Origin of the sequence: Vibrio sp. McD22-P3 (assembly GCF_021568915.1) — a bacterium.
GTDB classification, from domain to species: Bacteria; Pseudomonadota; Gammaproteobacteria; order Enterobacterales; family Vibrionaceae; genus Vibrio; species Vibrio mediterranei.
Map to the genome: position 1 here is coordinate 157,573 of NZ_JAKGTN010000013.1, position 26,762 is coordinate 184,334.

23 protein-coding genes and 1 pseudogene are annotated in these 26,762 nt (G+C 42.8%); 6 read left to right on the forward strand and 18 right to left on the reverse strand.

From position 1 onward, the window contains the following. Nucleotides 1–37 precede the first annotated feature (37 nt). Genes potC through potA form a run of 3 tightly spaced genes read right to left on the reverse strand, consistent with a single transcriptional unit; the run spans nucleotide 38 to nucleotide 2,764 of the window. Nucleotides 38–808, reverse strand: coding sequence for a spermidine/putrescine ABC transporter permease PotC (potC, locus tag L2W36_RS16565; protein WP_006075154.1), 771 nt, complete (start codon nucleotides 806–808; stop codon nucleotides 38–40). Then, nucleotides 808–1,665, reverse strand: coding sequence for a spermidine/putrescine ABC transporter permease PotB (gene potB, locus L2W36_RS16570; protein ID WP_006075155.1), 858 nt, complete (start codon nucleotides 1,663–1,665; stop codon nucleotides 808–810). The genes potC and potB overlap by 1 nt, the downstream gene beginning before the upstream one ends. Then, complete coding sequence (potA, locus tag L2W36_RS16575) at nucleotides 1,649–2,764, reverse strand: spermidine/putrescine ABC transporter ATP-binding protein PotA (protein ID WP_038230549.1); 1,116 nt, start codon at nucleotides 2,762–2,764, stop codon at nucleotides 1,649–1,651. Before potA ends, potB begins: the two co-directional genes overlap by 17 nt. Nucleotides 2,765–3,100: 336 nt before the next feature. On the opposite strand from potA, the gene L2W36_RS16580 reads away from it, so the two are divergent. The 4 genes from L2W36_RS16580 to ttcA all read left to right on the forward strand — a co-directional run bounded on the left by L2W36_RS16580 (nucleotide 3,101) and on the right by ttcA (nucleotide 6,509). Then, entirely contained in the window at nucleotides 3,101–3,964 is an 864-nt protein-coding gene (locus tag L2W36_RS16580) for a hypothetical protein (protein ID WP_088877325.1), read from the forward strand. After that, a complete protein-coding gene (locus L2W36_RS16585) occupies nucleotides 3,957–4,754 on the forward strand; it encodes a glucosaminidase domain-containing protein (RefSeq protein ID WP_236110650.1) in 798 nt (265 codons plus the stop codon). Before L2W36_RS16580 ends, L2W36_RS16585 begins: the two co-directional genes overlap by 8 nt. 3 nt (nucleotides 4,755–4,757) lie before the next feature. Continuing rightward, a complete protein-coding gene (locus L2W36_RS16590) occupies nucleotides 4,758–5,414 on the forward strand; it encodes a DUF2987 domain-containing protein (protein ID WP_236110652.1) in 657 nt (218 codons plus the stop codon). Between the two features lie 201 nt (nucleotides 5,415–5,615). Beyond that, nucleotides 5,616–6,509, forward strand: a complete 894-nt coding sequence (gene ttcA / locus L2W36_RS16595; RefSeq protein ID WP_038230545.1) for a tRNA 2-thiocytidine(32) synthetase TtcA — start codon at nucleotides 5,616–5,618, stop codon at nucleotides 6,507–6,509. Between the two features lie 163 nt (nucleotides 6,510–6,672). Here the strand turns inward: ttcA and uspE are convergent, their stop codons facing one another. The 10 genes from uspE to ccoN form a co-directional block, all read right to left on the reverse strand. Continuing rightward, complete coding sequence (uspE, locus tag L2W36_RS16600; RefSeq protein WP_006074483.1) at nucleotides 6,673–7,617, reverse strand: universal stress protein UspE; 945 nt, start codon at nucleotides 7,615–7,617, stop codon at nucleotides 6,673–6,675. Between the two features lie 158 nt (nucleotides 7,618–7,775). Beyond that, complete coding sequence (locus tag L2W36_RS16605) at nucleotides 7,776–8,522, reverse strand: FNR family transcription factor (RefSeq protein ID WP_006074485.1); 747 nt, start codon at nucleotides 8,520–8,522, stop codon at nucleotides 7,776–7,778. Between the two features lie 91 nt (nucleotides 8,523–8,613). Beyond that, the gene (locus tag L2W36_RS16610) at nucleotides 8,614–9,288 is read right to left on the reverse strand and encodes a sulfite exporter TauE/SafE family protein (RefSeq protein WP_236110653.1); all 675 of its coding nucleotides are present in this window, start codon (nucleotides 9,286–9,288) and stop codon (nucleotides 8,614–8,616) included. Beyond that, nucleotides 9,285–9,464, reverse strand: a complete 180-nt coding sequence (ccoS, locus tag L2W36_RS16615; RefSeq protein ID WP_006074487.1) for a cbb3-type cytochrome oxidase assembly protein CcoS — start codon at nucleotides 9,462–9,464, stop codon at nucleotides 9,285–9,287. The genes L2W36_RS16610 and ccoS overlap by 4 nt, the downstream gene beginning before the upstream one ends. Nucleotide 9,465: 1 nt before the next feature. Further along, nucleotides 9,466–11,835, reverse strand: coding sequence for a heavy metal translocating P-type ATPase (locus L2W36_RS16620; RefSeq protein WP_236110654.1), 2,370 nt, complete (start codon nucleotides 11,833–11,835; stop codon nucleotides 9,466–9,468). Between the two features lie 3 nt (nucleotides 11,836–11,838). After that, complete coding sequence (locus tag L2W36_RS16625; protein WP_062460436.1) at nucleotides 11,839–12,318, reverse strand: FixH family protein; 480 nt, start codon at nucleotides 12,316–12,318, stop codon at nucleotides 11,839–11,841. A gap of 89 nt (nucleotides 12,319–12,407) precedes the next feature. Then, on the reverse strand, nucleotides 12,408–13,382 hold the full coding sequence (gene ccoP, locus L2W36_RS16630) for a cytochrome-c oxidase, cbb3-type subunit III (RefSeq protein ID WP_006074493.1): 975 nt from the start codon (nucleotides 13,380–13,382) through the stop codon (nucleotides 12,408–12,410). Next, nucleotides 13,382–13,555: a cbb3-type cytochrome oxidase subunit 3 gene (locus tag L2W36_RS16635; RefSeq protein WP_006074494.1), complete on the reverse strand. Its 174-nt coding sequence runs from the start codon at nucleotides 13,553–13,555 to the stop codon at nucleotides 13,382–13,384. The genes ccoP and L2W36_RS16635 overlap by 1 nt, the downstream gene beginning before the upstream one ends. Before the next feature lie 10 nt (nucleotides 13,556–13,565). Beyond that, on the reverse strand, nucleotides 13,566–14,186 hold the full coding sequence (ccoO, locus tag L2W36_RS16640; protein ID WP_006074497.1) for a cytochrome-c oxidase, cbb3-type subunit II: 621 nt from the start codon (nucleotides 14,184–14,186) through the stop codon (nucleotides 13,566–13,568). Nucleotides 14,187–14,197: 11 nt separating this feature from the next. After that, nucleotides 14,198–15,625, reverse strand: coding sequence for a cytochrome-c oxidase, cbb3-type subunit I (gene ccoN, locus L2W36_RS16645; protein WP_006074498.1), 1,428 nt, complete (start codon nucleotides 15,623–15,625; stop codon nucleotides 14,198–14,200). A gap of 259 nt (nucleotides 15,626–15,884) precedes the next feature. On the opposite strand from ccoN, the gene L2W36_RS16650 reads away from it, so the two are divergent. Beyond that, on the forward strand, nucleotides 15,885–16,247 hold the full coding sequence (locus L2W36_RS16650) for a hypothetical protein (protein WP_038230532.1): 363 nt from the start codon (nucleotides 15,885–15,887) through the stop codon (nucleotides 16,245–16,247). 19 nt (nucleotides 16,248–16,266) lie between these two features. Here the strand turns inward: L2W36_RS16650 and L2W36_RS16655 are convergent, their stop codons facing one another. From L2W36_RS16655 to L2W36_RS16675, 5 genes are read right to left on the reverse strand one after another with little or no spacing between them, the layout of a single operon-like run. Beyond that, on the reverse strand, nucleotides 16,267–18,414 hold the full coding sequence (locus L2W36_RS16655; protein ID WP_236110655.1) for an ATP-binding cassette domain-containing protein: 2,148 nt from the start codon (nucleotides 18,412–18,414) through the stop codon (nucleotides 16,267–16,269). Then, nucleotides 18,411–20,009 (reverse strand): ABC transporter transmembrane domain-containing protein, encoded by a 1,599-nt coding sequence (locus L2W36_RS16660; RefSeq protein ID WP_236110656.1) that lies wholly within the window; start codon nucleotides 20,007–20,009, stop codon nucleotides 18,411–18,413. The genes L2W36_RS16655 and L2W36_RS16660 overlap by 4 nt, the downstream gene beginning before the upstream one ends. Nucleotides 20,010–20,051: 42 nt before the next feature. Beyond that, nucleotides 20,052–21,437: a TolC family protein gene (locus tag L2W36_RS16665; RefSeq protein WP_236110657.1), complete on the reverse strand. Its 1,386-nt coding sequence runs from the start codon at nucleotides 21,435–21,437 to the stop codon at nucleotides 20,052–20,054. After that, nucleotides 21,412–23,646, reverse strand: a complete 2,235-nt coding sequence (locus L2W36_RS16670) for a response regulator (RefSeq protein ID WP_236110658.1) — start codon at nucleotides 23,644–23,646, stop codon at nucleotides 21,412–21,414. Before L2W36_RS16670 ends, L2W36_RS16665 begins: the two co-directional genes overlap by 26 nt. Nucleotides 23,647–23,662: 16 nt before the next feature. Continuing rightward, a complete protein-coding gene (locus L2W36_RS16675; RefSeq protein ID WP_038230523.1) occupies nucleotides 23,663–25,009 on the reverse strand; it encodes an HlyD family type I secretion periplasmic adaptor subunit in 1,347 nt (448 codons plus the stop codon). An 837-nt stretch (nucleotides 25,010–25,846) separates the two neighbouring features. Here L2W36_RS16675 and L2W36_RS27525 point away from each other — a divergent pair. Continuing rightward, nucleotides 25,847–26,762, forward strand: a pseudogene (locus tag L2W36_RS27525) (cadherin-like domain-containing protein); the annotation flags it as partial.

Here is a 26,762-nt window from a genome sequence, read left to right on the forward strand (position 1 = left end):
ATTCTGCTCCCGCAAATAAAATAGCGATTTTACTGATTTATTTCACTTTCTCTCTAGCAAGCAGTTGCGAGGCAACAACAAGAATTAGAGAGACAATTAACATAATGGTGGCCAGTGCATTCACCTCTGGCGAAATACCCACTTTTACCATTGAGTAGATCTTTAACGGTAGGATTTCGTATGTCGGGCCTGTTACAAACGAGCTGACAATAACGTCATCCAATGAAAGCGTAAATGACAACAGCCAACCAGCGGCAACAGCAGGTTTAGCAAGAGGCAGGATTATCTGTTTCAGGATTGTCCATTCACCCGCACCTAAGTCTTTCGCAGCTTCAAGCATTTTTACATCGAATCCCTTTAGTCGGCTGTAAACAGTGACAACAACAAAAGGAAGACAGAATGTAATATGCGCAATTAACAAGCTAAAGAAGCCAAGTTGTGCCCCCAATACTAGGAAAATAGCCAACAATGAGATTGCCATAACAATGTCAGGAGACATCATGACAATGAACAGCAGTCCGCTAACCGCACCTTTACCTTTAAACTGGTAACGGAAGAGGGCAACTGCGGTTAAGCTACCAATTATCGTAGCTGCAGTTGCAGAAAACACAGCCACATTAAGTGAATGCCATGCTGCCTGCATTAAGCTGTCGTTGTTGACTAAAGCGTGATACCACTTTGTTGTCCAACCTCCCCATTTCATACCAAATTTATTGGCATTGAACGAGTTGGCAATCAATACGATGATCGGTAGATATAAGAACGCATAAACTACCGACATAAAACTAAATCTAACTACGCGTCCCATTATTCTAGCTCCACTTTACGATTCAAGAGCTTGCCTGCTCGGTAGTAGGCATACAACATTACTGCCATCGCAGCGGTAAGAGCGATACTCGTCGCAGCACCAAACGGCCAATCACGTGCATTCAAAATCTGACTCTTAATAACGTTACCAATTAGTAAGTTCTTCGCACCGCCAAGTAGGTCAGCGATATAGAACATACCAAGTGCTGGCAACAGAACTAGCAAGCAGCCACCAATAATGCCAGGCATAGTGAGCGGCAAAATAACTTTCGTTAGCGTTTGCCATTTGTTAGCACCTAAATCTTTTGCAGCCTCAATGTATGTACCATCGAGTTTTTCGATTGCGGAGTAGAGCGGCAAAATCATAAATGGCAACAGAATATATACTAGGCCGATCATCACTGCTGTTTCGGTGTACATGATGCGTAGCGGTTTGTCGATAATATCTAATGCCAATAAGCTTTTGTTCAAGATACCTTGTGTACCGAGCACAATCTTCAAGCCGTAAGTACGGATCAAAGAGTTAGTCCAAAAAGGTACGATGACCAGGAACAACATAAACGGACGCCATTTCTCAGGCATCTTTGCGACGATATACGCGAACGGATAGCCAATGACTAAGCAAATCAAAGTTGCAACTATCGCCATGTAGAACGAATGGAACAACACCTTGGCATAAAGTGGGTCCAACAGTCTTGCGTAGTTGTCTAACGTAAACGTCATCTCAATGAGGTTGGCTTCGTCTCGGGTTAAGAAACTGGTGCCAATGATCATCACGTTAGGAATGAGTACAAACAGTACCAACCAGCTAACGATCAGAGTGATGATGGCGTTTTGTAAATTAAATCTCTTGCTCATCTTTTAGCACCACTTCCCAGCTCTCTACCCAAGTTACCGCCACTTTTTGACCTAACGAGTGGTCAACATCAGGATCATCTTCGTTAAAGAATTCGCTGACCATGACACGCATACCTGATTCTAGTTCGATAACTGAATCTAAAGTCATACCTTTATAAGTACGCTCTGCAACGTGACCAACGATACCTTTATTCTCAGATTCTTTGATCTCTTCAATGCGCAAATCTTCAGGACGCAAAAGAACTTGAAGCTTTTCTCCTGCTTCAAACGCTTTGTCGTAATAGACGATGCTCTCTTGACCTTCGATCTCTGCTTTGATGCGCTTGTCATCAATTCTCTCGCGAGCAATAGCGTTAAATACGTTAATTTCGCCAATGAAGCGCGCTACGAACAGGTTTTTAGGCTCTTCATAGATTTCGCGAGGCGAACCGTCTTGTTCAATCACACCATCACGCATTACGATAATACGGTCAGACATTGACAACGCTTCTTCTTGGTCGTGGGTAACGAAAATAAAGGTAATACCTAATTGACGTTGTAGCTGCTTAAGCTCGATCTGCATTTGCTTACGCAGTTTGTAATCAAGAGCAGATAACGATTCGTCGAGAAGCAATACTTTTGGTTTGTTAACAACTGCTCGAGCTATAGCGATACGCTGTTGCTGTCCACCAGATAGCTGATGCGGCTTACGTTGTGCCATCTTTTCAAGACGTACCATTTTTAGCGCTTCGAGAACACGTGGTTCAACTTCTGCGTTAGGTACTTTCTGCATGCGCAAACCAAATGCCACGTTTTCAAACACGGTCATATGAGGGAATAGGGCATAGCTCTGAAAAACGGTGTTTACATGCCTCTGTTCAGCAGGGACGTCCGTTACATCTTGGTCAGCTAGGGTAATTCGGCCATTATCAACCGTTTCAAAACCAGCAATCATTCGAAGTACGGTAGTTTTACCACAGCCCGAAGGACCCAAAATAGTGAGAAACTCACCATGATTAACGTTTAAGTTAAGATTCGCGATGATTTCCTTACCATCGAAACTTTTACTTACACCTGATAGCTGTACTACTGGTGTTCCTACTGAATGTTTAGCGTTCAACGTCTGTTTTTCTCCACCTTGGCCGAAATTTTATAATTGGCCGGTTGCTATACACATTTAAGGCGCGCATCATAATCACCAATTGAGTGAATTCAAAGCATTTTCTTACCTCGAAACAGAAAAAATTTTGCAGGTAAAACTAAAGATTATTTACCATACTAAGTTAAGAACTTACTGAGTCGAAATTTTCGCCTTATCAAGTGGTTAATTATCATCCAAAAAGACAAGAAAGCAAGGTTATAGCAGTGATAATACATTGTTGTTCCCGCTATAATGGCGCAGCCTTTTCAACGAAGAAATTACACATTCGCGATGTGGATGTAACTTGGAAATACTATGAAAAACGATTTTGAAAGAGACTTCAATCTAGGTGGAAGCATTGAGCGCGCGGTGTCCGGCCAGTATGAACTTAAAGCCGGAGCGGTGTTTCAAGAAGCTTGGAAGCAAACCACCAAGCATTTTATGTCTTTCTCTCCTGCTATTATCGCACTGATTTTTGTGCAGTTAGGAATCTTCTATATAGCGCTGCAATTGCAACTTGGCGACCCGTCAGTGATCTTACAAGCGTTCCAAGATCCATCTCTTTTGAACGAACAAATTTTTCAAGCCATATTTGTCGCCAACTTTAGTTACGAAGTAGTGAGTGCACCGGTTTACGCAGGTATCTCGTTAATGGCAATGAGCCACGCTGCGGGACTCACTACAAAGCCACGGCATATAGCAAAAGGTCTGCAGTTTACTGTCCCAGTGATCATTGCAACTCTGTTTAGCCTAGTACTGCAAGGGATGGTTAGTATGATCCTGCCGTTCTTGTCTATGTATTTATCGTTAGCTTTCAGCCAATCGATTCTGCTTATTTGTGAAAAGAAAGTTCCGCCATTGCAGTCGCTTTTACTTTCATTACGAGCAGTCAATAAAAAGATATTCGTACTAGCAGGAATTTACATTCTGTTAGTATTGATGTTTATTGCAGGGGCCATGTTCTACGGAATCGGTCTAATTTTTGTTTTGCCATTCTTCTTCCATGTAAAGGGAATCCTTTACCGAGAGATGTTTGGCATCAAACTGAAAATTGTGGCGTCTCAAGATGACAGCGGCTCAAATGACGACTCGGATCATCGTGATAACGATGACAATACGCCACCACCTCCGAGAAACGATGGCAAGCCAAATAAGAATCCAGAGGTATTTGATGCGTAAGTCACGCAAAATTCTTTCTATTATCGCTCTCCTGTCGGGGAGCGCTTTTTTATTTTTCTATGAAAAACAGGATGACACTGAGCTATTAGACTCGACGTTAACGCCGATTTCTGAATCCAAACCTGACACAGCTACGATTACCGATACGCGCACCAAAAAGAAAACCTTCTTTGATTACTTGCGTCCGGGTGTCGAAATAGAAAATGCACGTGTACAAAAAGAGCGCAAACGATTATTGGATATGAAAACGGCTCTACAACAAGAGAATTCACTAAGCTCAGAACAAATTGAGACCGCTAAACGATTAGGAAGGCTGTATTCGCTCGAACCCACAGAAGTGACTTTAGAATGGCTTGAAGATATGTTGCACAGGGTCGATGTCCTTCCTGAAGCTCTTGTACTTACTCAAGCGGCAAATGAATCAGCTTGGGGCACTTCTCGATTTGCTAAAGAGGCCAATAATTACTTTGGTCAGTGGTGCTATAGCAAAGGTTGTGGGCTGGTTCCTTTACAAAGAAGTGAAGGTAAAACACACGAAGTTGCAAAGTTTGATTCCCCGCAAGGGTCAATTCATGGTTACTTTATGAACGTTAACCGTAATCGTGCTTACCAAGAACTGAGAGAGATTCGTGCCAACATAAGAGACAAAGGACAAGATCCGCGAACGGAAGTAGCCGCATTGGAAATGACGAACGGATTATTGCGTTACTCAGAGCGAGGTGAGGCATACGTCAAAGACCTGCAAGCAATGATTCGTCATAATGAAGAATTCTGGACACAAAAACAATAACTTATGAAAGTAATAAATCTAGCCCTTTTGGGATTGGCGGCGAGTACATTTACGCTGCCTACGTTAGCTCAAGAATACATGTTTACCTACTCAAAGCTTTATTCGCAAATGAAGAATAATGCCAAAGAAGGCCATGAAGACGTGAAAGTCGGTTTTTTCTTTGTTGATGCAGACAACAAATCACTTTGTACAATCGAAAAAGCCTGGATGGAGAAAGAAGAACATTATGAAGATCTTCAAACGAGCGCTGCGAATGAATTACTCGTTCCTCTAGACAGTAATCTAAAGCAAGCCAACCCGTTGGTGTTTGTGCATACGCCGCAGGACAAGCGATGTGATTTCTCTATGGTAGTACTGACCAAACAGCCTTTATCGGGAGAAGTCTCTTACAGTGAAATAAATAACTTACTGCCTCAAATGCAGACTATGTTAGAAGACTTAGGTGGCATGTTTGCAAGTTGGTTTACTCCTGACGTAGAAGGAGTGACACTTGAGTTTGCATCTGACGTATCTGGATCAATCGCTTTTTCTAATGGTAAAGTACAACCGATTGAGAATGGGAAAGCACAAGTCAAACTAGCGGATATTGGTGAAAATGGCTATATCACGCTTCCAGCACAGACACTGCGTGTACTGCCATATCTACCAGCAGCTAAATAAGCTTCTAAATATTCAATCCTCTTTACCTGAGAGGATTGAATCCTTCTTTATGCTACAAACCCACTTGTAAATCCGCTCAGTACAACTCAACTTGAAACAACCATTTAATAATGGCAAAAAAGCTCGTATAATCCACGCCCCAGATAAACCCTTGATAGGAAATCCAACCGTCGACATCTGTCGGCAATGTGAGAGCCCGCGATGACCCAATTAGATACAAGAAAAGAAACCCTAGAATTCAACAAACTTCAAAAGCGCCTTAGAAGAAATGTTGGAAACGCGATCATAGATTACAACATGATAGAAGAGAACGATGTTGTAATGGCGTGTATTAGTGGTGGCAAAGACTCATTTGCGATGCTCGATATCCTGCTAAATCTTCAAAAAGCAGCGCCTATCAAGTTTGATGTTGTGGCCGTAAACTTAGATCAAAAACAGCCAGGGTTTCCTGAGCATATTTTGCCTGACTACTTTGAGACACTAAACATTCCATATTACATTGTGGATAAAGACACTTACTCAGTAGTGAAAGAGAAGATCCCTGAAGGCAAAACAACATGTGGTTTATGCTCTCGATTACGTCGCGGCACGCTATACTCTTTCGCTGAGAAGATTGGCGCAACGAAAATAGCATTGGGTCACCATTTAGATGACATTGTAGAAACCATGTTCCTAAATATGTTCCATGGTTCCCGTCTCAAAGCAATGCCACCAAAACTGCGTTCAGACGACGGTCGTAACGTTGTTATTCGTCCGTTGACGTACTGCCGTGAGAAAGATCTGATTCGCTACGCAGAGCATAAAGAGTTCCCTATTATTCCTTGTAACCTATGTGGGTCGCAAGAAAACTTACAGCGTCAATCAATCAAGGCCATGCTGATCGATTGGGATAAGAAAACTCCAGGGCGTGTAGAGAGCATCTTCAAATCGATTCAAAACGTTAGCCCAAGCCAGTTAGCTGATCGTGAATTATTTGACTTCGTCAACCTCCCACTTGATCGTGAAGGGGAACGAGAAGCTTATGACTTTAGCGAAGCGACAGTTTCTTCAACTAATATCGATGAATCGATGTTTATTGATGTGACCAATGTTTAGTTACGAAATCTAATCAAAATAGCGCCCCTCGTTATAGGGGCGCTTTCTTTTCTGTAGTAGGCATTCTGAATTTATATCTTTATACATTCCCAATCCAGAATCATGTTAAGGATTCAATGTCCTGTTCAAGTCTATTCCTGCCTGCATAGGGGAAACGTACTTATCAGGCTTGGCTTGGGTCTAATGGGCTGATGTAACCTTCAGGTTTCAATGCCATTACGTCACAGTTTATCTTATCAATCACATGTTCAGCCGTATTGCCGATGAACACCGCCGATAAGCCCGTACGTCCAGTAGTACCAAGTATGACCATACCTGCATCAAGCTGACGTGATACATCAGGGATGATATCTTCCGGCAAGCCTTGTTCAACAATAGTATGCTCTTCTGAATAACCGTGTTTTTGTCTTAGAGCTTTCATCGCTGTCAAATGATGGCCACGAACTGCATCGGTATAGGTTGCAGGATCGAACTCAGGAAGCTCAATAGTAATATTTGCTGGGGTGACAGGGTAGGCGTTAACCAAATAACCCGTTGCGCCAAGGCGTTCAGTTAAACTATCAAGCTGTTTGACCATACAGTCATTAAGATCGATGTGGGTTGGGTTTTCAGAGCCAACATGCACTGATGCAATAATGTTAGCGTGTTCTGGCCAGTCTGAATTTTTAACCAGTAATACAGGCACTGGGCATTTTCTTAACAAATGCCAATCTGTCGGGGTGAAAATGACAGACTCTAAGATGTCGTGCTTGCGCGTCGCTTTAATGACGATATCGTGCTTTCCTTCAAACACTTCTTCTACGATGGCGACATAAGGGCGATTGTGCCAAACCACTTTCACATCGAAATCAAAACTGTCATCGATAAACGGTTTGGCAACATTGCGCATCCATTCTTCGCGCTGCTGAATCACACCGCGTCTCATTGCATCACGCTCTTCATGAGATAACATGGATGTCATATCGTAGGAAAAGTCGTAGATAGATAAGAAGAACGAAATATGGCTTCTGGATTTACTCTTCTTAGCAAGTTGAACCGCACGAGCAAGGGCAGGTTGCTCATCGCTATTGAGGTTCGCAACGACGAGGATTTTACTGTAAATGCTCATAGATACTCCCTACCTATTTGGGCTATAACCTAAATTAACTTTAGCGCAAATCTATGAATTTTTTTAGAAAAATTGGAGAACAGGTAGGTAGAAATTTGAAGTGGCTCATCATAGAGCCACTTTTTGAAAGGTTGTAGAGTTCTGATAAAAACGTCAGTTTACTCTTTAGTAACGCCAGCCATTTCCATCAAAGCGTCGTGATCGATAATGGTAATGTATTTACCCTTTACACTTAATACTTCAGATTTTTGGAAGCGACCCAATAGGCGACTGATTGTTTCGACAGTCAGACCAAGGTAGTTACCAATGTCACCACGAGTCATAGTGAGACGGAATTCTCTAGGACTAAAGCCTCGTTGAGAAAAGCGTGTCGACAAATTATATAAGAAAGCGGCTAAACGCTCCTCTGCGTTCTTTTTAGAAAGCAGTAGAATCATTTCTTGGTCGCCTTTAATCTCGTTCGACATCAAACGCATAATTTGTTGACGAAGCTTAGGCATTTTTCCTGACAAATCATCTAGAATTTCGTAAGGAATCTCGCAAACCATTGATGTTTCAAGTGCTTGTGCAAAACTAGGGTGTTCATCACCCGTAATTGCGTCAAAACCTACAAGATCACCAGCAAGGTGGAATGCTGTAATTTGCTCGTCACCTTGTTCTGTGATGGTATAGCTCTTGATTGTGCCAGAGCGAATAGCATAGAGAGACTTAAGTTCATCACCCGCTTTAAAAAGCTCTTGGCCTTTTTGAATTGGCTTTTTACGTTCAATGATTTGGTCGAGTTGATCGAGCTCAGATTCATTCAAAGTAAAGGGGATACACAGCTGACTAATACTACAATCTTGACAATGGATGGCACAGCCACCGGACTGAATACGTTTTGCTACAGGTTTTTCAGAAATCATAACAACCTTTCACTATTTGATGTACATCAAGATTTTATCATTCATTACCCCTTAAGGGTAGCTAAAAAATCAATGATAAAACAATCATCTATTAGTTTGCGTTAAAAATCATCACCGATTCATAACCTGTATACAGGCCATATACAAGTATAGAAATCGCTGCGATATTACGGAATATGAGCGAATTTTGCAGGCTTTTTAATTTTGTTGCGCTCGTTCCAACAAGTAGCATCGCTGGCAGTGTACCTAGTCCAAACGCTAACATGGTGGCGGCGCCGCCCAATGCGCTTCCAGAAACCGCTGCCCACGTTAATGTTGAATAAACAAGTCCACAAGGCAACCAGCCCCAAAGAAAACCAAAGGGGATAGCATAGCTGCTGTGCTTTAAAGGAAGTAATTGGTTTGCGAAAGGTGAAATTCGTTTCCATAACGACTGACCCAGCTTTTCAACAATTAACAAGCCATTCCACCAACGCCCTACGTAGAAGGCAAGCAACACCATAAAGGCGGCTGCAATGATGCGCAAAATAGCAAGTGCATGATTAAACTGGGAAAGCGACGCAATCCCTGCAATCGTTCCACCTACAACACTACCTATCAATGCATAACTGATCAAACGGCCAAGATTGTAATTGACGATAAGAGTGGTAGGGGTTTTATTCGGTTGTCCGATAGAAAGGAGGGAGGCTATGCCACCACACATTCCCATGCAGTGGCCGGCGCCGAGTAAGCCGATAGTAAAGGCGCCTAATAGATCCAATGTCACTCTTTTGAATCCTTCTTGGTATCCTTTTTCTGCTCTACATCTTCATCAAACAGAATATTGTGACCTTGTCTTTCAAGATCTTCAAACTGCTCACTCTTTACTGCCCATAGGAAGATACCAACTGCGACACAAACTAAGACAATGGCAATTGGGATCAATATGTAGATGCTTTCCATGTTACTTACCTTCTTCTTTGAGCAAGCGCAGCGAGTTTGAAACTACGATGATAGAACTCGCTGACATCCCTACTACTGCGATGTAAGGCGCGACAAGACCGGCAACCGCGAGAGGTAGGATGAGAAGATTATACCCTAAAGACCAAGCTAGGTTCTCTCTAATAATCTTTCTTGTTCTTATCGCTAACTCTCGAGCAGTCAAGATCTTATCAAGTCGGTCTCCTAGCAACACTAAATCTGCCGAAGCTTTAGCAACGTCTGTACCGCCACCCATAGCAATAGAAAGGTGAGCGCCCGCCAGAGTTGGAGCATCATTAATACCATCGCCGATCATCATAGATACATCGTTACTACCCAAAGATTTAAGATAGTCCAGCTTATCACTTGGTGAAGCACTGGCGACCACGTCATCGATGCCCACTTCTTTTGCAACTACTTCGGCATTTGCCATCGTATCGCCAGTTAACAATGTGGTTTTTATACCTGCCGCACGCATCTTATCAATGAACTCAGCAGCTTCTTTTCGAATCTGATCTCGGTAGATGAATGTCGCTACATGTTTACCATTAATAGACATGTATACGCTGTTACGAGCATTATCGGTTCTACCAAGTACAAAAGGAGCATTGCCAATTTTAACTAAGGAATCACCGAAATACCCCGTCAGCCCAGAACCTATAACGTTTTCGACGCTATTCAGCGCTATTTCACGGTTTAAGTATGGTTTAAACGCGCGAGCAATAGGATGGTTGGCATGAATTTCAAGAGCGGCAGCTAACTCCAACGCTTGCTGCTCTGATAAATCACCAAACAAATTGGTTTTAGCAATTTCGATGTCGCCATGTGTCAACGTTCCCGTTTTATCGACAACAAGATGATTTACCTTACATAAGGTCTCAAAGACATGACCTCTACGAGACAAAATACCGAGTGTGCCCATTCTTGAACTAGAGCAAGTAATCGCTGTAGGAGTCGCCAGCGAAAGAGCACAAGGGCAGGTTGCAACAAGGACAGACAACATAATCCAGAATGCGTCGTCTGGCTTAGTCTGATGCCAATAGAACCATGTTCCTGCAGCGATAATTAATATAATTGCCACAAAATAGCGTGCAACGATATCGGCTATTTCAGCTATCTTGGGCTTAGTTAACTGCGCTTCATCTTGCAACCTCACAATGCTTGAGATCATGGAGTCAGCTTTGGTCGAGCGCACTTCTAAGTCGAAAGCTTCATCGCCATTCAACGTACCTGCATACACAAAGTCGTCTTTGCTTTTAACGACAGGCAGAGATTCACCAGTCAGCATCGACTCATCGATATGAATACGACCACTTAGCACGATCCCATCTGCTGGGATATGTTCACCTGGTAGTACTTTGATCTGGTCACCGATTTGTAGCGATTTTACTGGTACTTGATCGCCATCTAATTTGTTGGCTATCGCAGGAACAAGTTTAAGCAGGTTACCGCTTGCTGCAGCTGCCTTACGACGAGCACGCATCTCTAGATACCGTCCAACGAGCAAGAAGAAGGTGAACATAGAGATCGATTCAAAGAACACCTCACCTTTTTCTGCCACGGTAGCAACTAAACTGGCCACGTATGCAAGAATGAGAGCGATGGAGACAGGGACATCCATCCCTAGTGTTCGACCTCTAATACTTTTCCAAGCATTGATATAAAAAGGTAGGGCGGAATATAGAAGAACAGGCGTTGCGAATATCAAACTGACCCATCGGAAATAGTTTTTAAATTCCGGTTCTAAATCACCAAACACCTCTAGATACAATGCCACTGCAAGCATCATAACTTGCATGGTAGCGAGGCCAGCAATACCCAGGCGATATAGATACTGCTTCATGGTAGCGTGGTAAGCAGCCTCTTGTTTATCGGCCTCAAAAGGTGCTGCTTTGTAGCCTAAAGAATGGATAGAAGAGAGCAGTTGGCTGAGTTGTGTTTTGGTTTTGTCCCACTTAAGCAGAGCACGATTGGTGGTTGTATTAACGCGAATAGACAGCACACCAGGCTCGACAGCCATACGTTTTTCTATTAACCACGCACAAGCCGCGCAGGATACACCGTCAAGTGACAATGTCACCTCTTTGGTGTCTTCGTTGTTCCGTACAAATTCAGCTTGTACATCTTCATTGTCATAATGAATTAGCGACCGCAATTGTTCTGGGACGAGATCGGCTTTCTCTGCCGGCGCTGTTCGATATTGATAGTAGGAGACTAATCCGCTATCCACGATGGTTTGAGCCACGCTTTCACAGCCGGGACAACACATGTCCCGTTCTGCACCTAATATGTCTACGCTGAAGTTCGTGTTGGCTGGTACATCTTCACCGCAGTGATAACACGTCTTACACATAATCTAATCTAACAACACTACATCAGTTTCAGTTGGAAAAGTGACTCGACCTTGAACCATCCACGCTTGGTCATGTGGCTGTAGTTCAACGAACCAAGGCCCTTGCACATCATGGTCCAATACAAGGCGATAAGTGCCTTTAGCATCGGCAGTTAAGAGTTTTTCAAAGTCTCTATCCGGCAGAGTACGGTGAGTAAAAGTGGCAGTGAGAGCTGGAAAGTGGGGCAGTTGACCTTTCTGAAGCGTAATCAGAATAGTGTCTCCAGCAGACGAAACCGTAGCATTTAGCCCCAATTCTTTAGCGACATTAATCTTGGTTAGATCAACGTTAATTCCCTTGCCTTTTTTATAGTAATCCTCGGCAACCAGATTGACTTTGTTGTCTAATAACAGTGAAATTCTGTAGACAGTTGCAATCACAACGATAAGCGGCAACGCGATTAGAAACCACGGCCAGAATTGTTTATACCAAGGCTTTACCATAAAAAAGTTCTCAACAGCTAACTAAGAAAGAAATTATAATTTATCTAGAAAAGACAGCCCCTTACAAGGGGCTGTTATTGAAATGTTACTTATTTGTCGGAATTACTTAGGCTCCAAACGTACGCTGAAACCAGCTGTACTTTTTCTTCACCTAGAATGTCTTTCCATGCTGGCATAACACCCGAACGACCATTCATGACTGTTTCAGTCACAGCAGCACGAGAGTCGCCAAATAGCCAAACTTGGTCAGTCAGATCAGGAGCACCTACAGCAGGGTTACCTTTACCGTCTGTACCGTGACACGCAGCACAGACTACAAAACGAGCTTTGCCTGCTTCTGCTTCACGTGCGTTAACTTTACGACCTGATAGGCTTAGTGTGTAGCTGACTACTTCACGAACGCCATCTTCGCCCAACGCATCTTTCCACGCTGGCATTTGACCGATACGACCTTGCATAACAGTAGTTACGATAGCTTCTGGTTCACCACCATATAGCCACGCATCGTCCGTTAGATTAGGGAAGCCAGTTTGACCACGCGCATCTGAGCCGTGACATTGAGAGCAGTTTTGTAGGAACAAACGTTGACCTACTTTGATTGCTTCACTGTCTGCTGCGATTTCTGGGATAGGGCGCAACGCACCATCCGAAGACTTCGCTAGACGGTTGAATGCCTCACCAAAGTGAGTTTCTGCGTCATCTAGCTCTTTTGCATACTGTACAAGAGACTTGTTGCTCTGTGCAGCGGCAATCGATGCTTTTGACTCTTCAATCGAACGTACTGTTTGGTCCGAACTTTGCCAGCCTAGAAGGCCTTTATAACTACCTAGACCCGGATATAGCGCAAGGTAGATTGCTGCAAATACGAACGTACCGACGAACAAATAAGTCCACCACTTAGGCAGTGGGTTGTTTAGTTCACGAATACCATCGTACTCGTGTCCCATATCTTCGCCTTCTTCGACACCCATTTTGTCGCGAACACACCAATACAGGATAGCTGCGCAACCAAGCAACGTGCCGACAGTGATGACAATAATCCATAGACTCCAGAATGTAGTCATTACTTAGTCACTCCTTTTTCTTCGGAGGTGGGTTTTTGCTCGTCAGCGAATACTAGGTTTGCATCTTCTTCGAATCGTGATTTACGACTTTTACCGAAAGCCCACCACACAACACCGATAAAGCTCGCGAACAAAACTATGGTCCAAATACTGTGAATAGTACCGATATCCATAAGCCCCTCCTTATTTCATCGCATGGCCTAAAGATTGAAGATAAGCAATGATGGCGTCCATCTCTGTTTTACCTTCTACGTCTTTAGATGCATTTGCGATTTGCTCGTCCGTGTATGGAACACCAAATTGATTGCGGAAGATCTCAAGTTTCTTCTGCGTCAATTTGCCATCCAGTACGTTTTCCTCAAGCCAAGGGAAGCCTGGCATGTTTGATTCTGGAACCAATTCACGAGGATCAATTAGGTGAACACGATGCCACTCATCTGAGTAACGTCCACCAACACGAGCTAGATCTGGGCCAGTACGCTTAGAACCCCATAGGAATGGGTGTTCCCAAACGCTTTCACCAGCGACAGAGTAGTGACCGTAACGCTCAGTCTCTGAACGGAATGGGCGAATCATTTGGCTGTGACAAACGTTACAACCTTCACGAATATAGATATCGCGACCTTCCATTTCTAGTGCACTGTACGCACGTAGGTTTTTCACAGGTTCAGTCGTTTGCTTTTGGAAAATCAGTGGTGTGATTTCAACAAGTGCGCCCAAGCTGATTGCGAATACGATTAGGATAGCCAGTAAGCCAACGTTACGTTCAACGACTTCATGGCGATTGTTAGAGTTTGAGCTCATTTTTAATCTCCTTAAGCCGGTTGAGGGATAGCTTTCAAGCTACCTTTCGTTGCAGTGATTGTCTTATAAGCGTTGTATGCCATTAGGAACATACCTGCTAGGAAGATGAAACCACCAATGAAACGAACGGTATAGAATGGGTAAGACGCTTGTACAGATTCTACGAAGCTGTAAGTCAGCGTACCGTCTGAGTTAACTGCACGCCACATTAGACCTTGCATTACACCTGAGATCCACATTGCTACGATGTAGAGCACCGTACCAATTGTAGCCAACCAGAAGTGAGCATTAATAAGACCTACAGAGTACATGCGCTCTTGGCCGAATAGGCGAGGGATTAGGTGGTATACCGAACCGATAGATACCATCGCAACCCAACCTAGAGCACCAGAGTGTACGTGACCGATAGTCCAGTCTGTGTAGTGAGACAATGCGTTAACTGTCTTAATAGACATCATCGGGCCTTCGAACGTTGACATACCGTAGAACGATAGAGAAACGATCAAGAAACGAAGAATTGGGTCGTAACGCAGCTTATGCCAAGCACCAGACAGCGTCATGATACCGTTGATCATACCACCCCATGAAGGCGCGAATAGAACCAAAGACATCACCATACCCAAAGACTGAGTCCAGTCAGGTAGAGCTGTATAGTGTAGGTGGTGAGGACCAGCCCAGATATACAGAGAAACAAGCGCCCAGAAGTGAACGATCGATAGACGGTAAGAGTAAACAGGACGTTCAGCTTGCTTTGGTACGAAGTAGTACATCATACCCAAGAAACCTGCCGTAAGAAGGAAACCTACCGCGTTGTGACCATACCACCATTGAACCATCGCATCTACGGCACCAGAGTACACAGAGTAAGATTTACCCATTGATACTGGAATTGCCATACTGTTCACGATATGAAGTACCGCGACGGTAATGATGAACGCTCCAAAGAACCAGTTCGCTACGTAGATATGCGATGTCTTTCGCTTGATAAGTGTTCCAAAGAACACAATCGCGTAAGATACCCATACCACTGCAATAGCGATATCGATTGGCCATTCTAATTCTGCATATTCTTTACCAGAGGTGAAACCCAACGGTAAAGTAATTGCAGCGGCTAAAATAATTGCTTGCCATCCCCAAAAGGTGAATGCGACAAGAGGGCCCCCAAATAATCTCGTTTGACACGTACGCTGCACAACATAATAAGACGTTGCAAACAGAGCACTGGTACCAAACGCAAAGATTACCGCATTAGTATGCAAAGGACGTAAACGACTGTACGTCAACCACGGCGTATCAAAGTTGAGCTGTGGCCAAACTAATTGAGCGGCAATCAAAACACCTACTGCCATACCAACAATACCCCAAAGAATCGTCACTAAAGTGAACTGGCGTACGACGGTATAGTTGTAGACTTGTTCAAGCTGCTTTTCTTGGCTCATTAACATGCTTCCAATTTTCTAATTAACTACACTTTACTTCCAACACGACACATGTCGTAATGCTACCCAACCCTTCAGAAGAACTAACGCCTAATCAAAACGTTACTCAGCTTTCGGGATTTAACAAAAAGTAGCATTTTCAGCCAACAATAATACTTCAATTAACAAATCAAAAACAGGGTAGTAACCTTATGGTTGGTCGGGTTTTTGACCATTTATTTCAAAACTTTGAAGTTTGTTACACGGAGAACACGTAAATATGCCAGCACAGAAGTTAACAAAAGGTAGGCTTGTTCAAATTATCATCATGATGGTGGTGCTAATTGCAGCATTTACATACAGAACCATTAGCCATAAGGAGTCTAGCGAGATTGTTTGTCAATCTTCACAACCATGTGAGGTCAAATTTCAAGACAAAAATGTCCGTTTTCTGTATCAAGATTCAACAAACACGCTCGCGGTCACAAAATCAGAAGATTTAACGATTAAGGGCTCAAAAAGTGACGGTTCTGCGTTAAATGTGACCGCCACTATGAACATAAGTAAAGATGAAATGCCGGTAACATTCGTGATCTCAGACGATAGTGATAATTCTGTTAAGGTAGATATTCTGCCTAGATAGAAATTGTGTAGTAGAGATTTTAAGTTCCCATTGCGTTCATTACTTTGTCAGGCGTACCGAAGTATTTCTGAGAGCCATCTTTATCCAAAAGTAAGCAATGTGTTGCGCTAGAAATTAATGTAGGCGCTACGGTTGTATAGATGACAGTTTTGTCTCTTAACACACCGGCGAACAGCTGATTAATATAAGTCGCATGTTCAATTTCAACGCCTATCAGGGGCTCATCAATCAGAATGATCTTTTGACTCATATCTGCGAGCCCTATGGCCAACCTCAACCTTTGTAGCAATCCAGAAGGTAGATGAGCAAGCTTCTCTGTATTTATATGTGTCTCTAGGCCTTGCTCAAAGAATTTCTCTAGCCCGAGCAAAGTAAAGGATCTCATCATTTGTTCTTTTGAAATTACGCCATTATGCAGGATGTAATTCGATTCCAGTGAACCTTCATAAAGATGGAGGTCAAATGGAATATAGCTAATGCCTTTTCTATATCGATAGTTGTTAAACTGTTTAATATTATAACCGTCCAGTAGCACACTGCCTTGATATCTAGGCTCCAAGCCAGCAATAAGAGTCAACAAGGTCGTCTTACCACAACCTGCTGGTCCTGAGATTGCAACTTTGCTCCCAGGGGTAATATGTAGGCTCAAGTTCGTTAGACCCGTCGTCGCACCTTGATAGCGATGAACCAAGCCACTCACCGCCACTTCACCATTAAACTGTCTAATTGGAGGGCTTTTCTCAATCGACGTTTTATCATCATCAAGTGACATCAAGGCATTAATCTGTGCAGTGGAAGATTGAATAGTTTTGAATTTAGCCAAAGAGTTGTAGATCCCCATAATTGGCCCTAGAGCTTTCCAGACTAAGATAACGGTTGCTAGCATTGCGCCAGCACTTGCTGTGCCGTCAATTACCCCTAAGACTGCGGTAACAATTGCTGCCGTGCCAACGGCTTGGATTAAGCCTCCACCAATAGCTTGGATCTTAGCATTTACCTTGGCGACAAATGCAGCGTCGTTGGAGCTTTGCTCATGTGCGGCTCTGAACCTAGATTGAATAACTCGTAACAAAGGTAGTCCTTGTAGGGTAGTAATACCTCTAAGGATTTCATTCCATTGATATGACACCATCGCGTTTGCACGCGAACTTTGTGACGTTGCTTGAGTGTAGATATAGCGAGCGTACAAACAGAATACGATCATTACAAAGATGCCCGCGATGACAGTCAATGCAGCCGAGCCAGATAGAATAGTGATAGCGAGAATAAATAGCGCAACAAATGGCAAGTCGAAATAACTCAACGTAGACTCCGCGGTAACTAGCTTCCTGAATTGGTCAATATCGCGCAGTCTCGCTAGTTGGGATGATACCCCAGCACTGGAAGTCATTGAATAAGGCAGCCAAAGCAGTTTGGCGATGACATTTCTAGAGATATGGACTGCTAAATCTTGTCCTGATGTTGAAAGAACACGCATACGAACACGTCGAAATAAGAACTCGGCAAATGCGAGAAATATCGCGAACACTGTCAGCCAATACAGGGTAGACACAGAACTGGAAGAGAGTGCGAAATTATAGACACCCATAATAAAGAATGGCTGCAATGCACTGAGAATATTAATGATCAATGAGAGGAACACTAAGCTCTTAAATTCATTATTGTAGCGATAGAAGGTGTATTTCACCCAGTTGCTTTTATCTTGAGACTCAGGAGGTGGCTCTCGGAATAACTTCGAGTATTCTGAGATAACGGTTAAAGAGAAGTTCAAACCATCTATAGGAATTGAGATCGTATTGTTGTTGCGATAATCGAATAACACCGCATTATTGCCTTCCACTTCAAGCAAGACCGCTGATAACTTATCTAATTCTATGAAGCAAGGAAGTCTAGCCGCTTTGAGATCCTCAACGACGGCACGCTTAAACTCAGTCGTTCGGCACTGATAACCAAGCCTTGAGAGTGATAATTCAAAGCCATGTTGGTCGTTATCACCGGGGGTAAAGGCATCGGATAAAATACTTGGTGTGCCTTCCCATTCTAAAGAAATCAATGTGTAAGCAAGGCCACGTAACAACGGGGATTCTTGATATCTGAATTCAAACCCTTCAGCTTCAAAATCCTTTAGTCGTTGGGCAACATTATTAAAATCGACCAGTATCGTCATAAGTGAGCTCTCTCTTTAGAAAGTTTGATCGACTTTAACCCATACGATTCCGGTCGGATTTTATTACTTACGATAATAAGAAATTGACCAGAAGACTTTGGAACGAGCATAGACACGACTCGCTGTGCAAAGTCTGGGTCGAAAACCGTATCGATATCGTCAAGAATCACCAATTTCTTCTGACTAAGCATGGCGCGAATGATCAGCAAGGCATATTGCACTTGCCTAGATAGTGGGATAGTTTTATTTCCCTTCAGTTGGGTATAGAACCCTTGCTCTAAGGCATCGATTTCGTTTTTAACTGCAAGTCCTTTGCACAAAGTAAACGCGGCACCGTTTAACATAGGTCTAAAGCAGGTTAAGTTATCTATGATTGAGCCTTCAACGAAACCACTGTTACGATCGATTCGGTGAACTTGTTCGCGCCATGAATGGTAAGGTAGCTCGGACAACAATGAATCACCTATACGAATCACTGTATCGCCGCATTCGTTATCGCAAGTTAGACTTCGAGTTAGATGACTTTTACCTGAACCCGAAGGACCCTGAAGTAGGATTGGCTCTCCACGATTGATAATGATTCGCTGTTTTTCATCGAGTTGAATCGTAATGTCATCAAAACTATTAATCGCATGAACTTCATCTGATTTTTCAAAATGTTCTAAGGCTAAGATCTCCGATATCTCAATGATCTGCACTCTATTTAGCTTCCAACGTCCAATAGTCCTCATTACTTGCTGATAGGGTGAGAAATAACGGTTGGTAAGCATAATGATGGCAGCCATCACGCCTTGTGTTGCCTCTAAGTTAATGACGGATATTGCAAGCAACACCACTACGACGGCTATCGATAGTTGTTGAATCAAGGTCAAGATTAGATTGAAGTGCGATTCGAGGTTTTCGTACTCAATGCTCTTTTTCTCACGTGTTTTAATCATATCGGTCATTAAACTTTCAAGCCGATATTCCATGGTTCGACTCTTGTTATCTAACGGGCTTGATACGATCTCAATGATTTTTGAGTTAGTCAGTCCTTCAATCTCTGATTTTGTTTGCTGGGCAGAAACTTTACGATTTGAAATGTGAAATGCGGCGATAGCTAGGACTAGAGAAGCCACAAAGAGCGCAATTCCAGCCCATAAGTTAATGATGGTGATAACCACCATGGTAATCACGCTAACAGCCGAATTGATCAGTGCACGAACAACTTCACCACCGAAAAAATTCTTTAACTCTGGAATCGCCGCAATGCGCTCCAAATACTGTCCGGATTCCAAGCGACTAAACTCGGGGATTTGAGCCAGACATACGGCTCTAAACACTTTGTTGGTAAGCCGCTGTTCGAAACTCTTCATCAAAGAAGCGGTAATGACTTCTTCTTGCATACGAAGCAAGTAATCTAAATAGATAGCCACAAGAATAATGGCGAAAAGAGCAAACAGCGTATCCGTTGCTTGATTTGGCAATACTCGGTCAAAAATGATCAAGATTGAAAATGGCAAGACTAGCGCAAAAAGCGTCGACATTATTGTCGAGAAGGTTAGATAAAGTTTATCCATCCAAGATATTTTCTGAGAGAAGTACGCTGTGTCCATTCTAAGTTCTCACTTTCATAAGTCGCTGGCCATCAACTCTGGCTAGTTGTCTTTTAAATGCTCTGGGATAACGTCTTGATAGCGAATACTGGAGGCTTCATCCATCATCTGCATGATTTTTTCAATGGTTAGAGGCGACAAGTTACCTACGAGCCGGTCGAGCTTGATAGACTCGATGACATAGTTATATTTAGCACTCTCGTAATCTCTAATACTGTTAAACAACTTACTTTCGGCAGAGAGTAGGTCTGTGATTGTTCGCGTACCTAAACTATGGGCGCGTTTAATACCTTTATATGAGGAGTAGTTAGCCTTAATGATGGTCTCATAGGTAAAAACCGACTGGGAAAAGTCATTCAAGTTGAGAATAGATGTTTCCACATCATTGCGAACTGTGTTTTGACTGTCTGTTAATAGCAGTTCATTACGTTCAATCGTCTTTTTGTTTTTTTGGTAGGAGTAATAGTCTGAACCACCAGAGGTTATAGGCACAGAAAGCACAAGCCCAACAGATTTATCATCCGATATCCCGGTTGAGTTCGGATTAGTCGACAGGTCGAAGTTATTCGTATCGTTATGTCGGTAACTTGCGTTTGCCGATAGATTAGGAGCAAAATTCGAGCCCGTTTCCTTTAATGTACGATAACTTCGCTCCACGGTTTTTTGGGACAAGATGATATCGTTGTTAAACTTCATCGCTTGTCCTAACAAGTCTTGTTGTTGATCTAACGGGATTTCACTAAGCAGTACTTGACCTTTTAAATCCTGAGAGGGAATTACCGGATACTGGGTTAACAAGGCAAGACGGTTTAAGATAACGTCTTTGTCTTTCTGTAAACTTCTTAGCCGGTTAACAATGCCTTCCTTTTGCGCTACCACCTCATAAACTTCACTTGCTGCGACATTACCAAGAGACACATTTCGATTCATCTGCTTGAGGCGAGCCATCGACGAATCGAGTTCAGCTTTCGTCGCTCGGATTTTTGCGCCGTTTTTTAAGAACTCGAAATACTGCTCAGTAATTTGTTGAATGACTTCTTGGGTTTTTGCCTCGTTTTTTACTTCTTCAATGCTGAAATCCAGTTTACTGGTTCCATATTCATAGATATCGCGAAGATTAAACAAACTCTGAGTCAGAGACAGACCATAACCATGATCGTTGTAGCTTGCATTGGTATCACTGACACCGCTTAAACGAGTCGTATTAGAGTTCCAGGTCGTTTTTACATCCGCAGAGATCGTTGGTAAGAAACTTGAGCGACTCACGTCAACATCGTAGGCACTTTCTTCAACACCTTTACGGCTGGCAATAAGAGATACGTTGTTGTTTAACCCAATCTCTACCGCTTCCAATACGGTTGCAGAATGTACTGTCATAGTGACGGTCATGCCAACTAAAAGGCTAATTGAGCTTCTGAAATGCAACATACTTCTTAATCACCTTGATAATTTCATCACTCTTGTATGGTTTGCTAATGACATAGTCCATACCTGCTTCGATACACGCTTTGTGCTCAGCAACACTGGTAAGTGCAGTGGCTCCTATAATTGTTGAAGGTGTTGTAGAGCCATTATCACTTTCATGTTTTCTGATGAGCTTGGTCGCTTCAATGCCTCCCATACCTGGCATTATGCAGTCCATAAAAATAATGTCAGCGCGCTGAGCTTTGACCCAATCTACCGCTTCAGTTCCATCCCCAACCGTGTCGGCTTTATATTCTTGTTTCATCAAAATTCTCTTGAGCAAGAATTGTTGCACTTTGTCATCTTCAACAATCAAGAATGAGCTATTTTCCAAAGTTTCCTCAACGGACTCTGCGTTCAACGCCTCAGTCAGGTTAGGAATAAACTCATAAGGGAGAGCAGGGGTAAAGAAGACTTTGTCTACATACTCGAACGCGTTTTGCATGCCTTCAGCATGGTGTGCTAAGAGAAACAACTTGGTCTCATTTTGTTTTAATCGGGCGCTGAGTGTTTTGGCAAACGCGTCCATTTGTATGCCTTCTATCGTGTCTGAAATGAGAATCGCATCAATGCTGGAGCTATTGGCCGACACTCTAAATAGGTCATTAGGATCCTCACATAGTGTCACTTTAGCCCCCTGAGAGGTAAGCAAGTTAGTCAACAGGTCTAAAGAGAGCTTACCTTGGCTACAAAGAACAAAATGTCGATTAATAAGTCGTTGTGATTTGAAGGTGAAGAAGTTTTGAGCTTCCATATCAAATTCAATGACATAACGTCTTTGTTGTCCCGACTCATACCAACGAGAATCGAAATAGCTAACATTACTCAGAATAGATTCCGTCCATTCATCATTAGAAGCGGTTATATCACTGCGTTCTGACCAATGAAGTGAATCAATCTTGCTACGTTCAACATTCAAGTGAGTAAGAAAGGTAACGGACAACGACATTCGTGTTTGATCGACGTTATCTGAGCTTTTTATCTCAACTTGAAACAGGACTTGCTTATCATTTTGAATTTGTACTGCGCTCGAAAGTTTGAGGAACAGAATCCAAAAAAGGCTAGTTTGATGGCCGACAATGGTATTTGGAAGGTTGGTATTGAAATCACATTCAATATCTCGCTCTTCTCGATGCAATTTACTTTTGAGGTGAACGGTCAATTCAGACAGAGTGTTAAGAAAAGAGAAATGGCTATTACCCTTATCTCTCCCTTGAGATAGCAGTCGGTTGTAATTCTCAGCAAGTTCAGACAAAGTATCTGCAGCAGAGGTAATATCTTGTGCTAATACCGCACGACCGTCTTCTGAGTCTTGAACTAAATACTGGATGCCGCCTTTGATCGTACTGGTAATTCCCCGTATTTCATAACCGATTAACCCGTACAGTTGTTGATTTAGATCCGCATCTTTTTGTTGCTGATCCATCCTTTCAAATACCAATCTCAGTTTAGAGTATATATTGCGTTCGATAGGGTCTAGGTGCGCGCTATTCAAAATATCGTCGATTGATTTGGAGTCGAGAGAATCCAACCTTGATGAGAGAGACTGAAAACTCTCATTGATAGAATGTCTGTTTCTTGCCGTCTTCTTAAGTCGATGCCATCCACCTAATACAACAAAAATAGCGATTAATGCTATAACCGGAAATAGCAGAAAAAGTTTATCAATACTAGACCTAAGCTCGTTAATAGCTTGCTGATGCTCAACATAAAAGAGGTCATCAAATCGATTACGAATCTCTACATAATCTCTACTAAGCGCTTCCCTCAGTCTTTGATAATCATCTAGTGAAGTATTGTCTATCGCTTGAAACCTCAAACTCGCAAGTTCTAGGTGACTATACTCAACAGCACCGACCAAACTCACCTGAGATTTATCACTTGAAGCTAGCGATTTAAACTCCGAAAGTGCCCCCATCAGAAGGGTTAAACTTGAGTTAACACCCTCACAACGGCCACCATTAATACATGTATCTAAGTTTAATATTGTGGTTTCTAACTGTTGGTTTAAGAGTCGACTTTGCGAAATTAACGGGGTAGTAAAGTCCTGTTTAGAAGGGTGGGACAAATAAAACTGTAACGTCAACCAAATGCCGAACAAGGACAGGATCATCAACGACGCAATGCCGAGTTTAATGATTGGAAAGGTGTAAATTTGATGCCTTGGTCTCATATTGATTTCACTCCCGCTATCGCTCGTCAAACGCGTCATCAATCGCGGACATGACAGGCTTCATGGCGTACTCGATTACTCGGCGGTCTCCGGTTTTTATGTCTGCGGTGAACTCCATATAAGGTGACAGGCTGTATTTAGTGCCAGAGCGCTCTAGATAATCGTGGTCAATCAGAATCTTAGCGAGATAATATTCTGATTCTTCTTCTTCGTAAGAAGATCGACTTATGGAGGTAATGGTTCCAGAAAGAAAACCGTATTTAGAAAAATTGTAAGTATCAAACTTAAGCTTTACCTGTTGACCCACTTCAACAAATCCCATCTCTTTTCTTGGGATTTTTGCTTCACCATGAAGCTGATTATTTAGCGGTGCGATATCAGCAATACTTTCACCTGGCGGAATCACTGCGGAACGGAAATTGAAATGCACTTTATCAACAACACCATCTACAGGTGCATATACGACTAATCGGTCAACTTTATCCGACAATTGTGGCCGTTGAATCCGCTTTATATTGAGCTCCTTTTCTATTTGAGTAATCTGTGCTTGGTACTCTGAGTTTCGATTCGCAACCAGATCTGCAAGTTGCTTGTCTAAGCGCTCCAGTTGGAATTTCTCATTCATGATCGATTCGTCAAGGTTTTCAATTTCACGAATCATATTCGACTCCTGAACTTGCATATTCAGGACATCGACATATGAGGCCATCTCTTCCTTGTATAATGTCTGTTTAATCCCCAGTTGTTTGCGAATCAACCTGAGTTGATTGTTGGAGCTCTGTTTTCTGCGCTTCATAGAATCTACAAGATTTCGCTTGTGCTCTATGTCATGTTCAATAAGCGTCTCACTGGATTGATTTTTACTGTTTTCTTGCGTCCAAGCTTGCACGTTGAGGCTGACTAATTTTGGAAAGTCACTAAACTCGGAAAAATTGGGCTCTTGACCTGAGATCAACCCTTGGTAGCGCAGACGATCCATTTCTAATTGAGTGACTTCTGAGTCATTGGTGGACAGTAACGAATTCCGGTCTAGTGACTTTAGTTTAGCGATAGGTTGACCTTCGTAAACAACGTCTCCTGGCTTAACCAATAACTCATCAAGAATACCACCTTCAAGATGCTGTACACGTTCAATATCTGAGTCGAGAAGCAACTCTCCTCGAGAAGAAACGACAATATCTATTCGCGCTTGTGACGCTATTACGAGCAAAACCATAGATACGAGAAACGTCAATAGCAGAGCTTTATGAACTGGAGTCATAGCGCTTTTAATCTTTACTTCATCCAAATGCGCATCACCTTTTACTGACGAGTTTTGAATTAATGCATTTCTGATGTGTTTCTCAATACTGTTCTTGCTCACGATCTCACCTTTACTTTAAACCTCATCAAGAAGGCTAGGTTGACTTAATGCTGATTCATTTCATTGAATGAACTAGACCGTTTGAAGAATAGCTAAGGATATAACCGGATAATTTTCAAAGATAAATGTTAGGTATGAGCGCTTAGGCCTTCTAGTTGGTTTAATTGCCTCAGATTAAACTTTCCTACTAATCCAAAATTAATTTACTAATTTGTTGATTACTTGACATTAGGCAATGTGCTTCTGGGGGCAGGTATGGCGACAAACAACGAAAACAATCCACTTAATGATGCTGTGGAACAAGTATCTACAGTAGATACCAATACAGACCAACAGCAAGCACAGCAAAATCAACAAAATACCATTGCCACTACTATTGCGACTGGAGCAGATAATGCCGATGCTTCGGATGAAATAAACCAAGCTCTCAGCGATAGCCCGACTAGTGCAGGAGCAGAGCAAGATGATTCTAATGCTGCATCAGAACAATCCACACAATCAGGAAATGACGGAGCTGCACAGCAACAGGACAGCCAATCAAATATTATCGATTCACAAGATTCAAACGTTAGTGAGTCAGAACCGCAAGCCGATAATGGCGCGGCTAGTGGGGCGGGCGCGCAAGCGGTAGGTGGAGAGCAAACTCAACCTGATACTCAAGCTGGTGGTTCTTCCACTCCAAGTGATGCAGTTACACAAGCACAACCGTCCGTTTCGCCTTCGGTTCGAGCCGCTCAGGACGAAAGCAGCGATACCGCAACAACAGAAGAAACATTTGAGGTAAATGTATTAAGCGATGAACAATTTGTTCAATCGCAACAGGATGACGCCTTTGATTCCGAGACAACTGAAACGTCATTTGAAGTCCAAGTCGATAACGTAAATGATGCCGCTGTTGTCAGTGGTATGGATTATGAAATTCAGGAAGATGGTCTTTTAACTTTTACTGATACGGATTTACTCAACAGTGCCAGTGACATAGATGGCGATGAGCTTTCCATCGATAACGTGACTTATGAAGGTGATCAAGGTGTACTGACTCATCTTGGTAATGGTAGTTACACTTTTGCTCCCAATGAGAACTTTAATGGCGATATTTCATTAAGTTATGGTGTATCCGATGGCACAGCAATAACTACGGCATCTATCGATGTACTAGTGGAGTCAGTCAATGATCTCCCAGTCTTTGGTACCGCATCTTACACCGTCGATGAAGACAATGTATTAATCTTTAATGAAACTCAGTTGCTCTCTAGCGCTTCCGATGTAGAGGGCGATGTGCTTTGGTCGAGGTCAGCTACTCTGGTAATGATGGCATCTTCACCGTCAACAACGATGGAACCTGCAGTTTTGCGCCTAATGAGAATTTCAACGGAACGGTTACGCTTGATATTGTCATCGCCGATGAAGATGGCGCACAGGTCGAAGCTACGTTTGACGTAAATGTTCTTGCGGTTAATGATGCTCCAGTCAGCGGTGACATTGCTTATACGCTGGATGAAGATGGAAACATTACACTGTCACAAAACCAGCTGTTATCACAAGCCAATGATGTTGATGGTGATGACTTAACCGCGACCAATGTAACCGTAGGCGGTAATGCAAGTGTCAGTGAAAATCCAGATGGGTCGTTTACCGTTACGCCTGATGCCAACTTTAACGGAGACCTCAACCTTGCCTTTGATGTCTCTGACGGACTGGAAACCATCCAAGCGGCAGGGACTCTAACGGTTAACCCTGTGAACGATTTACC

Coding starts and splice junctions, on each gene's coding strand:
- uspE (WP_006074483.1), bottom strand. CDS start 7,617: ATGAGCATTTACAGTAAAATCCTCGTCGTTGCGAACCTCAATAGCGAT.
- ccoO (WP_006074497.1), bottom strand. CDS start 14,186: ATGAGCTCAAACTCTAACAATCGCCATGAAGTCGTTGAACGTAACGTT.
- L2W36_RS16620 (WP_236110654.1), bottom strand. CDS start 11,835: ATGTGTAAGACGTGTTATCACTGCGGTGAAGATGTACCAGCCAACACG.
- L2W36_RS16580 (WP_088877325.1), top strand. CDS start 3,101: ATGAAAAACGATTTTGAAAGAGACTTCAATCTAGGTGGAAGCATTGAG.
- L2W36_RS16655 (WP_236110655.1), bottom strand. CDS start 18,414: ATGACGATACTGGTCGATTTTAATAATGTTGCCCAACGACTAAAGGAT.
- L2W36_RS16590 (WP_236110652.1), top strand. CDS start 4,758: ATGAAAGTAATAAATCTAGCCCTTTTGGGATTGGCGGCGAGTACATTT.
- potC (WP_006075154.1), bottom strand. CDS start 808: ATGGGACGCGTAGTTAGATTTAGTTTTATGTCGGTAGTTTATGCGTTC.
- L2W36_RS16670 (WP_236110658.1), bottom strand. CDS start 23,646: ATGAGACCAAGGCATCAAATTTACACCTTTCCAATCATTAAACTCGGC.
- L2W36_RS16605 (WP_006074485.1), bottom strand. CDS start 8,522: ATGATTTCTGAAAAACCTGTAGCAAAACGTATTCAGTCCGGTGGCTGT.
- ccoN (WP_006074498.1), bottom strand. CDS start 15,625: ATGAGCCAAGAAAAGCAGCTTGAACAAGTCTACAACTATACCGTCGTA.
- ttcA (WP_038230545.1), top strand. CDS start 5,616: ATGACCCAATTAGATACAAGAAAAGAAACCCTAGAATTCAACAAACTT.
- L2W36_RS16650 (WP_038230532.1), top strand. CDS start 15,885: ATGCCAGCACAGAAGTTAACAAAAGGTAGGCTTGTTCAAATTATCATC.
- ccoS (WP_006074487.1), bottom strand. CDS start 9,464: ATGGAAAGCATCTACATATTGATCCCAATTGCCATTGTCTTAGTTTGT.
- L2W36_RS16585 (WP_236110650.1), top strand. CDS start 3,957: ATGCGTAAGTCACGCAAAATTCTTTCTATTATCGCTCTCCTGTCGGGG.
- L2W36_RS16625 (WP_062460436.1), bottom strand. CDS start 12,318: ATGGTAAAGCCTTGGTATAAACAATTCTGGCCGTGGTTTCTAATCGCG.
- L2W36_RS16635 (WP_006074494.1), bottom strand. CDS start 13,555: ATGGATATCGGTACTATTCACAGTATTTGGACCATAGTTTTGTTCGCG.
- ccoP (WP_006074493.1), bottom strand. CDS start 13,382: ATGACTACATTCTGGAGTCTATGGATTATTGTCATCACTGTCGGCACG.
- potB (WP_006075155.1), bottom strand. CDS start 1,665: ATGAGCAAGAGATTTAATTTACAAAACGCCATCATCACTCTGATCGTT.
- L2W36_RS16660 (WP_236110656.1), bottom strand. CDS start 20,009: ATGGACACAGCGTACTTCTCTCAGAAAATATCTTGGATGGATAAACTT.
- L2W36_RS16665 (WP_236110657.1), bottom strand. CDS start 21,437: ATGTTGCATTTCAGAAGCTCAATTAGCCTTTTAGTTGGCATGACCGTC.